Origin of the sequence: Pseudomonas sp. 9AZ, from assembly GCF_902506525.1 — a bacterium.
GTDB lineage: Bacteria > Pseudomonadota > Gammaproteobacteria > Pseudomonadales > Pseudomonadaceae > Aquipseudomonas > Aquipseudomonas peli.
In genome coordinates, this window is record NZ_LR733840.1 from 2,762,457 (window position 1) to 2,777,004 (window position 14,548).

The following is a 14,548-nucleotide window of genomic DNA, read 5'->3' on the forward strand; positions in this document are numbered from 1 at the left end:
GTAATGCTCGGTGCTATCACCACATCAGATCATCTGGCACCTGATAGGCCGCGTACGGATCATCGGCATCAGGCGCTTCGGTTGGGGTGTTGAGCAGCACCACACGTTGAGGATCGCGCTCCTGAATCTTCAGTGCGGCTTCACGCGGGATCACTTCATAGCCGCCGCCGTGACGGACAATGGCCAGCGAGCCACTGCTGAGTTTGTTGCGCACTAGGGTGTTCACCGACAGCCGTTTGACCTTCTTGTCATCGACGAAGTTGTAGTAATCCTCGGTGGTCAGCTTGGGAAGACGCGAGACTTCAATCAGTTGCTTGATCTGCGCGGCACGGGCCTTCTGCTCGATTTTTTCCTGCTGCTGACGGTTCAGCTCCTGGTCACGCGCGGCCTTTTCGGCCATTGCCTGCTGGGCGGCGAGCTTTTGCGATTCGTCCTTCTCGGCCTGACCTTTATGCACCAGGCGCTGTTGTTTCTGCTGCTGCTTGCCGGCCTGTTTGGCCTGCTTTTCATTGACCAGCCCGGCTTTGAGCAGCTGATCGCGTAGTGAGAGAGCCATAACCTACCTTTCCAACCATCAATTTAAAGCGGGCGTGCCCACCATCAGCGGGCAGACCGCACTCGCACAATCAACAACTCGGGGTCTGCTTTTCCAGCTTTTTGGCTTCGCCCCAGAGCGCGTCCAATTCATCCAGGGCGCAATCTTCCATGTTGCGCCCCGCTTCGCGCAATGCCTGCTCGATAAAACGAAAACGCCGCTCGAATTTGGCGTTGGCTGCACGCAGGGCGGTTTCCGGATCGACCTTCAGGTGCCGCGCCAGGTTGCTGACCACAAACAGCAGATCGCCGATCTCCTCGCTAATCGCCTCAGGGTCGTTCTCGCTCATGGCTTCGAGCACTTCATCCAATTCTTCGCGCACCTTGTCGACCACCGGCAAGGCCTCGGGCCAATCGAAACCGACCTGGGCAGCGCGCTTCTGCAGCTTGATTGCACGGCTTAGCGACGGCAGCGCCGCAGGCACATCGTCGAGCAACGAAAGTTGCTCCGGTGCTGCGGCCTTCTCGGCGCGTTCCTCGGCCTTGATCTCTTCCCAACGCTGCTTGACCGCGGCCTCTTCCAGCTTGGCCACGTCCACAGCGCCATACAGATCGCCATCGGGGAACACATGGGGATGACGGCGAATCAGCTTGGTGGTGATGGCATCAACCACCTGGGCAAACTCGAAGCGCCCTTCTTCGCGCGCCAGCTGGCTGTAATACACCACCTGAAACAGCAGGTCGCCCAGCTCACCCGGCAGATGATCGAAGTCGCCGCGCTCGATGGCATCGGCCACCTCGTAAGCCTCTTCGATCGTATGCGGCACAATCGTCGCGTAGTTCTGCTTGATATCCCACGGGCAACCATGCTGCGGGTCACGCAGGCGGGCCATCAGGTGCAGCAGGTCGTCGAGTTGGTACATGGCAAATCCAGTTAGATCGTAATCGCCTCAGGAAACCCGATGGCGACGGGCTTCGATGATATTCGGCAGCTGCGAAATACGCCCCAACAAGCGCCCAAGCGCATCAAGCCCCGGAATCTCCACGGTGATCGACATGGACGCGGTGTTGTCGTCTTTGTTCGAACGGGTATTCACCGCCAGCACATTGAGCTTCTCGTTGAGCAGCACCTGAGTCACGTCACGCAGCAGGCCGGAACGGTCGTAGGCCTTGATGATGATTTCCACCGGGTAGGTCTGCACTGGCACCGGGCCCCAGTTAACCTGAATAATCCGCTCCGGCTCGCGACCGGCCAGTTGCAACACCGAGGCGCAGTCCTGACGGTGGATGCTCACGCCACGACCCTGAGTGATGTAACCGACAATCGGATCGCCCGGCAGCGGCTGGCAGCAACCAGCCATCTGCGTCAGCAGGTTGCCGACGCCCTGAATCTGGATATCGCCGCGCTTGCCTGGTTTGAAGCCCAACGCCTTGCGCGGGATCAGCTCCAGCTGCTCGTTGACTCGATCCGGCTCGACCAGTTGCTGCGCCAGGTTGACCAGCTGCGCCAGGCGCAGGTCGCCGGCACCGAGGGAGGCGAACAAGTCCTCGCTGGTCTTCATATTGGCCTTCTCGGCCAGTTTTTCGAAGTCCACATGCGGCAGTGCCAGACGCTGCAGCTCGCGCTCCAGCTGGACCTTACCGGCGGCCACGTTCTGGTCGCGGTCCTGCAGCTTGAACCAGTGGACGATCTTCGCCCGCGCCCGGCTGGTGGTGACGTAACCGAGGTTGGAGTTCAGCCAGTCGCGGCTGGGCGTGCCGTGCTTGCTGGTGATGATCTCCACCTGCTCGCCGGTCTGCAGGCTGTAGTTTAGCGGCACGATCCGGCCGTTGATCTTCGCACCACGGCAGTTGTGGCCGATCTCGGTGTGCACGCGGTAGGCAAAATCCAGCGGCGTCGCGCCCTTCGGGAGGTCGATGGCGTGACCGTCCGGGGTGAACACATAGACCCGGTCCGGCTCAATATCCACGCGCAGCTGTTCGGCCAGACCGCCGATATCGCCCAGCTCTTCGTGCCATTCGAGCACCTGACGCAGCCAGGAAATCTTCTCTTCGTAATGATTGGAGCTGGCTTTAACGTCGGTGCCTTTGTAACGCCAGTGCGCACAAACGCCCAGTTCGGCCTCCTCATGCATGGCCTGGGTGCGGATCTGCACTTCCAGCACCTTGCCTTCCGGGCCGAGCACGGCGGTGTGCAGCGAGCGGTAGCCATTTTCCTTGGGGTTGGCGATGTAGTCGTCAAACTCCTTGGGAATGTGCCGCCACAGGGTGTGCACGATACCGAGGGCGGTGTAGCAATCGCGCACTTCCGGCACCAGCACGCGCACCGCGCGCACGTCGTAAATCTGGCTGAACTGCAGGCCCTTGCGCTGCATTTTGCGCCAGATCGAATAGATGTGTTTGGCCCGCCCGCTGATGTCGGCTTTGACCCCGGTGGCCTCCAGTTCGACGCGCAACTGCCCCATCACTTCATTGATGTAGTGCTCGCGATCCAGACGGCGCTCATGCAGCAGCTTGGCGATCTGCTTGTACTGCTCAGGCTCCAGGTAGCGGAAGGACAGGTCTTCCAGCTCCCACTTGATATGGCCAATGCCCAGGCGATGAGCCAACGGGGCGTAGATGTCGAACACCTCGCGGGCCACGCGCTGACGCTTCTCGTCATCGGCCTCTTTCACCGCGCGGATCGCGCAGGTGCGCTCGGCCAGTTTGATCAACGCCACGCGCACGTCATCGACCATCGCCACAAGCATCTTGCGCAGGTTTTCCACCTGCGCTTGGGAGCCGAGCACCAGGGAATCACGCGGGTTCAAGGATGCGCTGATTGCCGCCATGCGCAGCACGCCTTCGACCAGCTTGGCCACCACCGGACCGAAGCGCTGATGCACCAGCGCCAACGGCACCTTGCCTTCGCGCACGCAGCGATAGATTACGGCTGCGACCAGGGAGTCCTGATCGAGCTTGAGGTCGGCGAGAATTTCGGCGATTTCCAGACCGGAGCGAAAACTCGACGCGCCCTCAGTCCACAGATTCTTCGCGGCATTGGCCTGTTGCTCAGCCTCGCGGGCGAACTCGCAGGCCTCGCGCAGGGCTTCGCGATCCAGTGCCGGATCGACGCTCAGCACATGCCCGAGCCAGGCTTCAAGGTTGATGCTGCCGTCATCGTTGATCGGCTGATGCGCTCTGACCTGAACCATCTTGCTTACCTTCCCTACGGTGCGCGGCATGCACACCGAACAGTCGCCGCCTTCTATGAGCCGGTCGGTTTAACTACTTAAGGCGCACTCCCTGCGCGCCCCTGCAGCGCCGGGATACGGCGCTTCTATCTACTGCCTGACAAACAGCGCCATCGCCTCGACGTGCGCGGTTTGCGGAAACATATCGAGGATACCGGCACGTTCCAGCCGATAGCCTTGCGCCAGTAACTCGGCGCTGTCACGGGCCAGGGTCGTCGGGTTGCACGACACATACAGCACCCGTTTGACGCCCAACGCTGTCATTTGCTTGACCGCCTGCAACGCGCCATCCCGCGGCGGGTCCAATAGCACAGCGGCGAAACCGCCCTGAGCCCAGCTCGCATCGACCAGCGGGTTGGACAGGTCGGCCTGGAAAAAGTGCGCATTGCCCAGACCATTGCTCACGGCATTCTCGGCGGCGCGCTCGACCATCGCTTGCACGCCCTCCACCGCCACCAGTTCACGCACTCGCTGAGCCAATGGCAAGGCGAAATTGCCCAGACCGCAGAACAGATCCAGCACCCGCTCATCGGCCTGCGGCGCCAACCAATCCAGCGCCTGCGCGACCATGGCGTCATTCACCGGCTGGTTGACCTGCACAAAGTCACCGGGCCGATACGCCAGGTCGAGAGCAAACGCATCCAAGCGATAACTCAGCTGCTGCGCTGGATCAAACGGCTGCGGCTCGTCCGTACCGTGCAACCAGAGCTGCGCATTCTGCGCCATGCAGAACGCCTGCAAACGGGCCAGGTCCGCTTCGCTCAATACAGCGGTATGCCTTATCAGCACAGCACTGGAGCTGCCGCTGAACAACTCGACATGACCAATGGCCTGAGGTTTATCCAACTCACGCAGCACCTGGGGTAACGCGCGCAGGATCGGCTGCAAAGGTTGTACCAGCACCGGGCAATCGCTGATGGCGATAATGTCCTGGCTCGCGGCTGCGCGAAAACCCACATCCAAGCGTTTGGCCTTGTTGTCCCAGCGCACGGCAATCCGTGCGCGGCGGCGATAGCCCAGCTCAGGGCCGACCAATGGCGCAGCCCACTCTTGCGGCTCAAGATTGGCCAAGCGGCTGAGTTGCTCGGCGAGCATGCGCTGTTTCAGGGCAAGCTGATCGGCATGGGGCATATGCTGCAAGCTGCAGCCGCCACAGGCCTTGGCATGCACGCAAGCCTCGCTACGCCGCTCAGCACTGGCGGTGAGAATGCGCTCAACCCGCGCCTCGACTACCTTGCCGTGGGCACCCAGCACCCGCGCTTCGATCTGCTCGCTGGCCAATCCACCGCTGACAAACCAGGTACGCCCTTCGCTGAAAGCGATGCCACGACCATCGTTGGCCAGGCGCTCGATGGTGAGCTTCTGCTTCTTGCCCACCGGCACCTGGGGCGCCCGGGAACCACCGCTGGGTTGAAAGCGCAGACCGCCGTCTTTCTTGGCCATCAGTTGCTCGGTGCGTCGTAAACGCCACTGGACAGGTAACGGTCGCCACGGTCACAGATGATCGCCACCATCACCGCGTTCTCGACTTCCTGGGACAGACGCAGCATCGCCGCCACCGAACCACCGGACGACACGCCACAGAAGATGCCTTCTTCACGCGCCAGACGACGCATCACGTCTTCGGCTTCTTGCTGGCCCATGTCGATGATGCGATCAACCCGCTCGGCCTGATAGATCTTCGGCAGGTACTCTTGCGGCCAACGGCGAATGCCGGGAATCGCCGCGCCTTCCATCGGCTGCAGACCGACGATCTCCACGTCCGGCTTCTGCTCTTTCAGGAAACGCGAGACGCCCATAATGGTCCCGGTGGTGCCCATCGAGCTGATGAAATGAGTGATCTGCCCGCCCGTCTGCTGCCAGATTTCCGGGCCGGTGCTGGTGTAGTGGGCAATCGGGTTGTCGCCGTTGGCGAACTGATCGAGCACCTTGCCCTTGCCATCCGCCTGCATCTGCAGGGCCAGGTCGCGGGCCTCTTCCATACCGCCGACCAGAATCAGCTGCGCGCCGTAGGCAGTCATCGCCGCCTTGCGTTCGGCGGTGGAGTTGTCCGGCATGATCAGCACCATGCGGTAACCCTTGATCGCCGCGGCCATGGCCAGGGCGATGCCGGTATTGCCGCTGGTGGCCTCGATCAACACATCACCGGGCTGGATGTCGCCGCGCTGCTCGGCGCGGGTGATCATCGACAACGCCGGACGATCCTTCACCGAACCGGCCGGATTGTTGCCTTCCAGCTTCAGCAGCAAGGTGTTGCTGGTGTTGCCCGGCAGGCGCTGCAGGCGCACCAGAGGGGTGTTGCCGACGCAATCGGCGATGGTTGGGTAATGCGGGCTCATGGCGAACGAGAGGATCCAGAAGCAAAGAAGGCCGCCATGATAACGGCAAACTGCGCTCGGCCATATCAGCGAACACCACTACACAGCAGCAAAATTACCCCGCCAGGGCGAACAGCAACAGCCAGCACGGCAGCCCCAGCAACGGTCCGTACACCGCCAGGCGCGGTGCATAGGGCAACAGCAGGGCCAGGGCAAAGCCGCTCAGCGACAGCATACCCAACCAGCCCACCGGGCCCATCGCCCAGCCCCAGGCTTGCGCGCAACCCCACAGGCTGGCCACCAGCAGCAACCAACCACTGCCGCGCAGAACGCGGCGTTGCAGCAACGTCGGCGCCCTGCCCCAAACCTGTTTGTAGTGCCGTTCAAGGCCCTGACACAGCGCCAGCATGCTGCTGTAGGCCAGCAACAGACTGCCCAAGAATGCCGTCATCATCTCAATTCACCTGCGCCTGTGCGGGCCGCACCCGCCGCTCGCTGTGTTGCACCTGCGGCTGACGCAAGCGCCAGACACTCCAAGCCAGCAGCAGCCCCAGTGCCACCACCGTTACCTCCAGCCACAGGCGCATGCTGTCGGCCCAGGCCTGGCCATCGCTGAGTGCACTGAGCAGCGGCAACCCCAAGCACAGCAACGCCGCCAGGCTCAGTTGTTCACGCCAGGCCTGCAAGCGCGGGCGCAGCCAGGCGTGCAGCAGGCTCAGCAGCCAGATTGCAAAGAAACCGCGCACCTCCCAACCGCCACGCTGGGCCAGCTCAACCGGCAGCAGGCGGTTGAGCCACAACAGGCCGATACAGGCCACGGCCAGGCCGGCAATTGTCGCCACGTTAAGGCTTTCCACCAGGCGATAGAGCTGTTGCCCCCGGGGGCTTTCACTGGCGTATTTACGCCGCCGCTTGACGGTAAACAACACCAGCCCGGAGGCGATCATGGCACTGCTGAGCACGCCGCAAACAAAGTACAGCCAGCGCATCGGGTAGCCACCGAACTGCGCAAAGTGCAGGCCAAACATCACCCGTTGCACCAGCACACTGGGGCGCAGTTCTGGCGGTCCGGCCAGCAGCTCACCGGTCACCCCGTCAAAGACCATGTTGTGGCCCTTGGTCAGGGCAATGCGGTTACCCAGCACCCGGCGCATTTCGATATGCGCATCACTGCGACCGGGGTGCTCGATCACCACACCACTCAGCGGCCCCATGCGTGCTTCGGCCTCGGCCAATAGTGGAGCCAGCGCCGTCAGCGGCGCCGGGTGAGTCGGCGCCTGATGCGGCTCTTCCATGACGTCGATGTGTTCGCGGTAGAACGCCGCAAAATCCCCTTTGTAGAGGCTGTCCAGCGCCGCCGGCATGTAGATCAGGGCAAAGATCAACAAGCCGGTGTAGGTGATCATCAGGTGAAACGGCAACAGCAGCACTGCACTGGCATTGTGTGCATCGAGCCAGGAGCGCTGGCCCTTGTTGGGCCGGAAGGTAAAAAACTCCTTGAAGAATTTCTTGTGAATGATGATGCCGCTGATCAGCGCCACCAGCATGGCCATCCCCGCCAACCCGACAATCCAGATACCCGGGTTGCGTGGCATGCTCAGGCTGTAGTGAAAACGAAAGAAAAATGTACCGCCGGCCGTGTCGCGCACCACCAAGGGTTCACCGGTGCGTGGGTCCAAGTAGGTGCTGATGCCTGAGCGTCGGTCACCCACCGTCACCCGCAAGGCAGGCATGCGCGCGCTGGGTAGGCTGATGTTCCAGGCGCGGGCATTGGCATGCTGGCGTTGCAGATAAGCCACGGCGTGCTCGACAGCCTGAGCGTTGCTGACCGACGTCTGCTGGATCTCCGGCTGCATCCAGTGATCGATCTCCTGGTCGAACACCGCCAGGCTGCCGGTGAGAAAGATGGCAAACAGCAGCCAGCCGAACAGCAGGCCACCCCAGGTGTGCAGCCAGGCCATGGATTGGGTCAGGGTCTGTTTCATGCCAGACGCTCCAGCAGGTGTGGCCAGAAGCCGATCAGCGCCAGCGGCGCAGCGGCCGGTACCACCACCCAAGCGCACCAGGCGCTGCGTGCGGCAAACGCCCAGAGAATCGCCAGGGTGTAGACGATGAATGACAGCAAGCTGGCGATCAGCAGCGCATCCACCCGGTCCAGCGGCAACAGCTGCGCCAGGGCGGCGGTCAATGCGTAGGTGAACACATAGCCGCCCAGCAACCCGGCCAACACTCGTGAACAGATCGGCCATGCCTGGGTTGTTTCTCCGGCCTTACTCATCGCTTCCCTCCTGCGCCAAACCAGCCGCCATCCGCAGTGCTGGCCGCAGGGACGCGGCCAACATCGGCCCATGGCCCAAGCCGGAAAATTCCTGATATGTCACCTGCATATCCGGCCAGCGCCCCAGGCGTTCAGCCATCTGACGCGCGGCATCGGCCGGAACCGCGGCCATGGCCTTGCGCCGCTGCTCCAGCTGCGCCGGGTCGACACCGGGTCGAGCGTTACCGGGCAAACCTTCGTCACTGCCGCGCAGGATCAACAGCTGAGCAGTGGTCCCGGCAAAGCCGCGTTCGGTCTCCAGCACCAGCCCGGATTGCCACCACAGCGACGGGCTGGCGGCGATGTAGCGGCTAAAGCTGGCTGGCTGAGTGAGCAGGGTATTGAGCACGAACAGCCCGCCGAACGAATGCCCCCAGAGCGCCTGTTGCGCCGCATCAACCGGCTGCAGCGCGGCAACCTGCGGCTTTATGCGCTGCTCCAGCAACGCCAGAAAGGCCGCAGCACCGCCACCCTGCATCCCATTGAAGGCCTGCATCGGCTGACCATCGCGACGTGCCGGGGTGTAATCGAGGGTGCGTGCCGGCACATTGAAGGGCCGCTCACCGGCATGCCCGATAAACACCAGCAGCGGCGGCGTCCCCGCCTTCAGCTCGGCCAGCCATTGCGCCTTCAGCGCCGCCAGCGCGGCATGGCCATCAAGCAGATAAAGCACTGGGAAACCGCTAGCCGGCGCCGCACGCGCCGGTACCAGCAGCTGCACTTGATAGCTGCGCTGGGCATCTGCCGACTGCACCTGAAACGGCTCAAGCCGTTGGTAACCGGGATAATCCGCAGCGTTCACCACGCTCAGCCAGAACAGACAGGACAACCACAACCAGCAGCGCTTCATGGCACTACCCCCAGCACTTGCCAGCCGGGCAAGGTGCGCTGCTCGAACTGCTGCACGCGCTCGGCGGCCTGCTCCACCGTTACACCGTGGCGGCGTAGCAGGGCCTGAATGGTTTCGCTCAGTAAGACGCCACGTAACTGTGGGTGCTCCAGCAACACACGAGCGGCAGCCATTTCCAGCTTGTCTGCCGGCACGCTCGCGCCCAGGCTCGGTGCGGCCAGGTGTGCGTAACCGACGCCCTGCAACGCTCCCTCAGCCAGCAGACGGTTGAGCGCTTGGCAGCGGCTGACATCCACCGGCGAGTGCAGCAACGGATGGGCATAACCCGCCCACATCAGCAGCTGCAGGGCGCCACTGAGCTGGCCAACCTGCGCCGCCAGGGCGGGCCGCCGCGCCAGCTCGGCAAAACTTTGCGGCCCCTCGCCAAGGGCCTGCAGCAGCGGCTGATACAACTCGGCAGCGCCCTGCAACGGACCGATGCGCGTTGAAAATTCCACCGCCCCCGGTGCCGGCGCTGCGGGCAACAGTGCCCAGCAGCTGTCCAACAAGGCGTGCCGATGCGCCATGGTCGACAGGGCCTGATCGCCGCGTTGGTACAGGTCACTGCGCTGGGCCTGGTTGCGTGCCAGGTCCTTGGCGGTTTCCCGCAGCAGCGGGTCAGTCAGCCCCTGAATCGCGGCCAGGCAGTTACCGGGCAACGACACTGCATCGATGTTTTCAAGTGGAATAGCGCTGCCGATCAGTTGACAGCCAAGGCTGGCAAACTCTGCCATGACGTCTGCCACCGGCAACGGCTGCCAGTGCTCGCACAGCAGCTCATGAGCCAGATAATCCAGCCCCTGCTCGGCACTGCGCGCCAGCAGCCGGGCCATCTCAGGCTGCTCGACAAAATAGCCGGCGCCGCCTTGTTGCAAGGCCTGCAATGCGTCCAGAGCCGCCTGCACACGCTGCGGCGGTGAACCTTTGCTGTATTGCGCGTGCTGCCAGATAAACCGCTGAGCCGCCGCCAGCGGCGCCATGCCGGGCTGGCACATATAACCCAGGCACAGTAGCCCATTGGCGTTGAGGCGCTGCTCGACAAAGCCACGGATGACCGCACGCTGCGCGGGTGCCACCCAGCTGTACACGCCATGGGCCACGATAAAGTCGTAGCCCTCGCCCGAATGCGCGAGCAGCTCGGTGAAATCGGCTTGCACAAACTCGATGTTGCTCAACTGCGCAGCTGCGGCCAGTCGACGGCCATGGGCGATATGTTGGGGGTTGAAATCCACCGCCACAAACTGCCCCTCGGGGTTGCTGGCGGCCAGCAACAGGCTGTTCAGGCCTTGCCCACAACCCAGTTCGCAATAGCGAAACCCCGACAACAGGCTGCTTGCGCGTTGCCCGAGGGCCGTCTGTAGCGCCACCAGCCAGCTGGGTGCCAACTGCGGCTGCACATGATGGGGATAGGGTAACTCGGCCAGATACCCCTGATTCCACACTTGCATTAAGCGTTTTCCTGCACTGAAAAGGCTCCGCCAGGACACGCCTGACGGAGCCGAAACCCGCCGTAGCAACGGGTAAGGAGCACGATGACCTAGAAGGATGCGGTGACCGAGGCGAAGTAGGCACGTCCGGCTTCGTTGTAGGTGTTGGCCCCGGCTTCGGTGGCGTTGCCTTCGCGGTAGATGCGTTTGTCGAACAGGTTGTTGATCCCCATATGCACGCTGTACTGCTCATTGAAGGCATAGCCGGCGCTGACGCCCATCAGGCCGTAAGGATCGATGTCCTTCTGTGCCTGGCTGTCGATCGCCACGTTGCGCCGAGCGTTGTAGCTCGGGGACTCCTGGGTGCCGTAGTAGGTGCCGCTGACCTGCAGCGACAGCTTCTCGGTGGCAGCCCAGTCCAGACTGGTGTTGACGGTGTACTCGGGGATGATGCTCAGCGGCTCGCCGCTGTCCTTGTCCTTGGACTCGATCATGTAGGTGAAGTTGGTGTTCCACTCCAGCGTCGGGCTAAGGGTGACGAACAGGTTGCCCTCAACCCCTTCGACGACGGCTTTACCGGAGTTTTCCCAGTTCTGCACGCGACGACCGTTCGCCAGGCGGAACTCCGCGGTGTTGCTGGACACGATCTTGTTCTTGTAGTCGTTGCGGAAGTAGGTCGCACTGGTGCGCCAGGTACCCTTATCCAGGGCCAGACCGATTTCCTTGTTGATGCTGGTTTCCGGCTTCAGGTCCGGGTTACCGATCAGGTAGCAGCCGCCAGCGTTGGCTTCTGCCGCGTTACAGCCAAAACCCATGCTGTAGAGCAGGTAGTTGGGGTTGGACTGATACAGGTTGGGGGTCTTGTAGGCCCGGGCGATACCGCCTTTGAGGGTCAGCTCATCGGTCAGTTCATGGGAGGCATTCAGGCTCGGACTCCAGTTGCCGCCAAACTCTTCATGGTCGTCATAGCGCAACCCTGGGGTAACGATGGTGCGATCACCCACCTCGATATTGTCCTCGGCAAACAGGGCAAAGCTGTGCGCGGTGGTCTTGGTCTGGCTGCGGTCAAAACCAGGAACCGCCGGCACACCGCCGACACCCGGGTCCCAGGTTTGCGCGCGCATGGAGCCTGGGTCATTCAGACTTTCATAGAGGTATTCGCCGCCCAAGGTCAGCACCTGCGGCGCACCGACTTCCAGCGGCAAATTGACTTCGGCATTGGCGCGGGTGTTGCGTAGGCGCGACATGAACACTCCGGCACCTTCCGCCGGCGCGCCTTCACCGCCACCTGCTAGGCCTTCATTGAGGCGCTCGTTACGGGTGTAGTCATAAGCCAGCGAGGCGGTGGAGCTGCCCCAGTCGTAACTGCCGTTATGGGTCAGCGCGTAGCTGCTGCGCTGGATGATGTTGGTTTCCTTGCCATACAGCTGGTTCACGAATGCGCCACCACCGTTAAGCATGGTGTCGCCGGCGTAGATGTTGCCCTGACGGCTGTAGGTGGCTTCAAGATCCAGGCTGTGGTCGGGGTTCAGCTGCCAGCTGAGCAGGCCACTGATGTCCTTGTTGCGTACGCCTTCACGACCCGCCACCAGCGTATCGGCACCCACCTGGTGTTCACCGTTGATATCAGCATCATCGGCATTGGTCTTATTGGCACCGCCATACAGGCGGAAGGCCAGGCTGTCGTTCAGCGCACCGCTGAGGTTGAAGTTGGCACGCTGGCCGGTCCCTTCGGCATCGTCTTCCGGCTGGATCGCGTACAGGGTGACCGAACCACGCAACTCTTCAGTTGGCCGCTTAGTGATGATATTCACCACCCCGCCCATGGCCCCAGAGCCATAGCGTGCGGCGGCCGGGCCGCGGAGGATTTCGATGCGCTCGACTTCTTCAGCCGGCACCCAGTTGGTTTCGCCACGGGTGTCACGGTCACCGGTCCAACCGTAACGCACAGCGTTACGCGAGCTGGAGGGACGGCCATCGATAAGAATCAGGGTGTTTTCCGGGCCCATGCCGCGCAGGTCGATCTGGCGATTGTTGCCACGGCTGCCACTGGTGCTGTTACCGGTCAGATTGACCCCCGGCTCGCGGCGGATCACATCGGAGAGGTCATTGGCCGGCGGACGCTTCTTGATGTCTTCAGCGGTAATGATCGACACACCCGGCGCCTGTTTGAGCTCCTGCTTGGCGGTGACCACAGCATCCTTGAGCTTGATCGCATCGGTGGGTTCGGCGGCTGCACTCAGGGCATCGACCTCGGCATCCACCACTTCGGCGGCAAACAGCGTGCAGGGGGAAAGACTGGCCGCAACGATGGCCAATGACAGATGACTGAGCTTGAATCGCGACTGCATGAACACCCTCTCCTGTGGCGAATGGTCCGCGTCCAGGCTCAAGGGCAGGCAGTCACACGCTACGCCAGCCCGACCGGTACGCGGGAACGGCGCAGATGCTACTCATTCTTATTTGTTAGTAAAGCTCATTTACAATCTATACACTTTTCAGCCGGAAATTCAGGCGCAAACCTTCACCCGTGTTTTCGGCCCACATCGCCCCGCCCTGCATCTGCATGGCGCTGCGGGCAATCGCCAGGCCCAGGCCAAAACCATCACCGCCGGGGCGAGCCGCTGACAAACGAATAAACGGCAGGAACATCTGCTCCAGCTGCGTAGCCGCCACGCCACCACCCTGATCCTCCAGCCAGAACAGCCAATCGCCCTGCTCCAAGCGCCCATCCAGGCTGATCATTGCGCCAGGAGGGGAATGCCGAATGGCATTGCGCAAACCGTTTTCCAGCGCCTGCGCCAGGCCATTGAGGTGCCCGCGCACGCAGCAGTGCTCAGGTAACAGGCAACGCAGCTGGGCCTGCGGCCAGCCACTTTCAAAACAGGCATCATCGGCCAGCAAGGCCCACAGCGAGGGCAGGCTGATCGGCTCCAACTCAGGCTGCGGACGTTCCGTACCAAGCCAGATTAACTCCAAGGTGTCATCCACCAGGCACTGCATGCCGTTGACCTCTCGCTCCAGACGCTGGCGCAGTTGCTCGGCATCCAGGCCACTCTCACAGGCCACCCGCAAGCGGCTCAAGGGTGTACGCAGCTCATGAGAAAGATCGCGCAGCAACTGACGTTGCAGGCTGAGCATGCCCTGCAGGCGCTCGGCCATATGGTCGAAGGCGCGGCCCAGCTCGCCCAGTTCATCCTGACGGGTACTGATCTGACTGGCCGTGCGCACAGTCAGTTGCTCATCACGCAGGGCGTTGGCCTGCTCACGCAGGTGCTGTAACGGGGTAATCAGTAGGCGATACAGCAAGGCACAGAGCAGCAGCGCCAGCCCGCAGGGCAGCAGGCCGTGCACCAGCAACTGGGCGTGCCAGGTAAAACCCTGCGGCAGAAAACGCTCCGGCAACTCGATCACCAATTGGCCATCCTGTGGCTGCTGCGGAAACGGCAAGGCAATGACCGGCAGGCCACTGGCGCGCTTACTCATAGGCCAGTCGATATGGCGCATGGCCGTAAGCCGCTCGGTTTCTGCAAGGCTCAAGGTTCGCGTGCCGAGAGCGCGCAAATCGCGACCAAGCACCGCCAGCCAGACTGACTCGCGCTGCTGCATCTGCGTCTGCCAGCGCTCGACGCCTCCGGCACCAGCACTGCGCCAGACCTGCTCAGCCTCAGCGGCATAGCCAAGCAGTTGCTGCTGCGCCGCTTCACTGAGCAGATAGCCGCGAAACTCGATACGCCCGCCCCAGGACCAGCTAACCCAGATGATCAGGAGGCAGAAAGCCATGACCAGCAAAGCCAGCCGCCAGAACAACGAGTGACGTCCCGGCATGG

General features: G+C 62.4%; 12 protein-coding genes. All 12 read right to left on the reverse strand.

Annotated elements, in window-relative coordinates:
• Nucleotides 1-16 precede the first annotated feature (16 nt).
• Nucleotides 17-556 (reverse strand): DUF2058 domain-containing protein, encoded by a 540-nt coding sequence (locus ALTER154_RS12845; protein ID WP_090252530.1) that lies wholly within the window; start codon nucleotides 554-556, stop codon nucleotides 17-19.
• Nucleotides 557-626: 70 nt separating this feature from the next.
• Nucleotides 627-1,457: a nucleoside triphosphate pyrophosphohydrolase gene (mazG, locus tag ALTER154_RS12850; RefSeq protein WP_160087589.1), complete on the reverse strand. Its 831-nt coding sequence runs from the start codon at nucleotides 1,455-1,457 to the stop codon at nucleotides 627-629.
• A 27-nt stretch (nucleotides 1,458-1,484) separates the two neighbouring features.
• Entirely contained in the window at nucleotides 1,485-3,728 is a 2,244-nt protein-coding gene (gene relA / locus ALTER154_RS12855) for a GTP diphosphokinase (RefSeq protein WP_160087591.1), read from the reverse strand.
• Between the two features lie 129 nt (nucleotides 3,729-3,857).
• Nucleotides 3,858-5,210 (reverse strand): 23S rRNA (uracil(1939)-C(5))-methyltransferase RlmD, encoded by a 1,353-nt coding sequence (rlmD, locus tag ALTER154_RS12860; protein ID WP_160087593.1) that lies wholly within the window; start codon nucleotides 5,208-5,210, stop codon nucleotides 3,858-3,860.
• On the reverse strand, nucleotides 5,210-6,106 hold the full coding sequence (gene cysM, locus ALTER154_RS12865) for a cysteine synthase CysM (protein WP_160087595.1): 897 nt from the start codon (nucleotides 6,104-6,106) through the stop codon (nucleotides 5,210-5,212). Before cysM ends, rlmD begins: the two co-directional genes overlap by 1 nt.
• 94 nt (nucleotides 6,107-6,200) lie before the next feature.
• Nucleotides 6,201-6,539: a DUF3325 domain-containing protein gene (locus tag ALTER154_RS12870; protein ID WP_160087597.1), complete on the reverse strand. Its 339-nt coding sequence runs from the start codon at nucleotides 6,537-6,539 to the stop codon at nucleotides 6,201-6,203.
• Nucleotide 6,540: 1 nt separating this feature from the next.
• The gene (locus ALTER154_RS12875) at nucleotides 6,541-8,070 is read right to left on the reverse strand and encodes a PepSY domain-containing protein (RefSeq protein ID WP_160087599.1); all 1,530 of its coding nucleotides are present in this window, start codon (nucleotides 8,068-8,070) and stop codon (nucleotides 6,541-6,543) included.
• Nucleotides 8,067-8,363 (reverse strand): iron transporter, encoded by a 297-nt coding sequence (locus tag ALTER154_RS12880; protein ID WP_160087601.1) that lies wholly within the window; start codon nucleotides 8,361-8,363, stop codon nucleotides 8,067-8,069. The genes ALTER154_RS12875 and ALTER154_RS12880 overlap by 4 nt, the downstream gene beginning before the upstream one ends.
• Nucleotides 8,356-9,252 (reverse strand): alpha/beta hydrolase, encoded by an 897-nt coding sequence (locus ALTER154_RS12885; protein ID WP_160087603.1) that lies wholly within the window; start codon nucleotides 9,250-9,252, stop codon nucleotides 8,356-8,358. The genes ALTER154_RS12880 and ALTER154_RS12885 overlap by 8 nt, the downstream gene beginning before the upstream one ends.
• On the reverse strand, nucleotides 9,249-10,739 hold the full coding sequence (locus ALTER154_RS12890; protein ID WP_160087605.1) for a class I SAM-dependent methyltransferase: 1,491 nt from the start codon (nucleotides 10,737-10,739) through the stop codon (nucleotides 9,249-9,251). The genes ALTER154_RS12885 and ALTER154_RS12890 overlap by 4 nt, the downstream gene beginning before the upstream one ends.
• An 89-nt stretch (nucleotides 10,740-10,828) precedes the next feature.
• Complete coding sequence (locus tag ALTER154_RS12895; protein ID WP_160087607.1) at nucleotides 10,829-13,069, reverse strand: TonB-dependent siderophore receptor; 2,241 nt, start codon at nucleotides 13,067-13,069, stop codon at nucleotides 10,829-10,831.
• Between the two features lie 136 nt (nucleotides 13,070-13,205).
• On the reverse strand, nucleotides 13,206-14,546 hold the full coding sequence (locus ALTER154_RS12900; protein ID WP_160087609.1) for a sensor histidine kinase: 1,341 nt from the start codon (nucleotides 14,544-14,546) through the stop codon (nucleotides 13,206-13,208).
• Nucleotides 14,547-14,548: the final 2 nt, after the last annotated feature.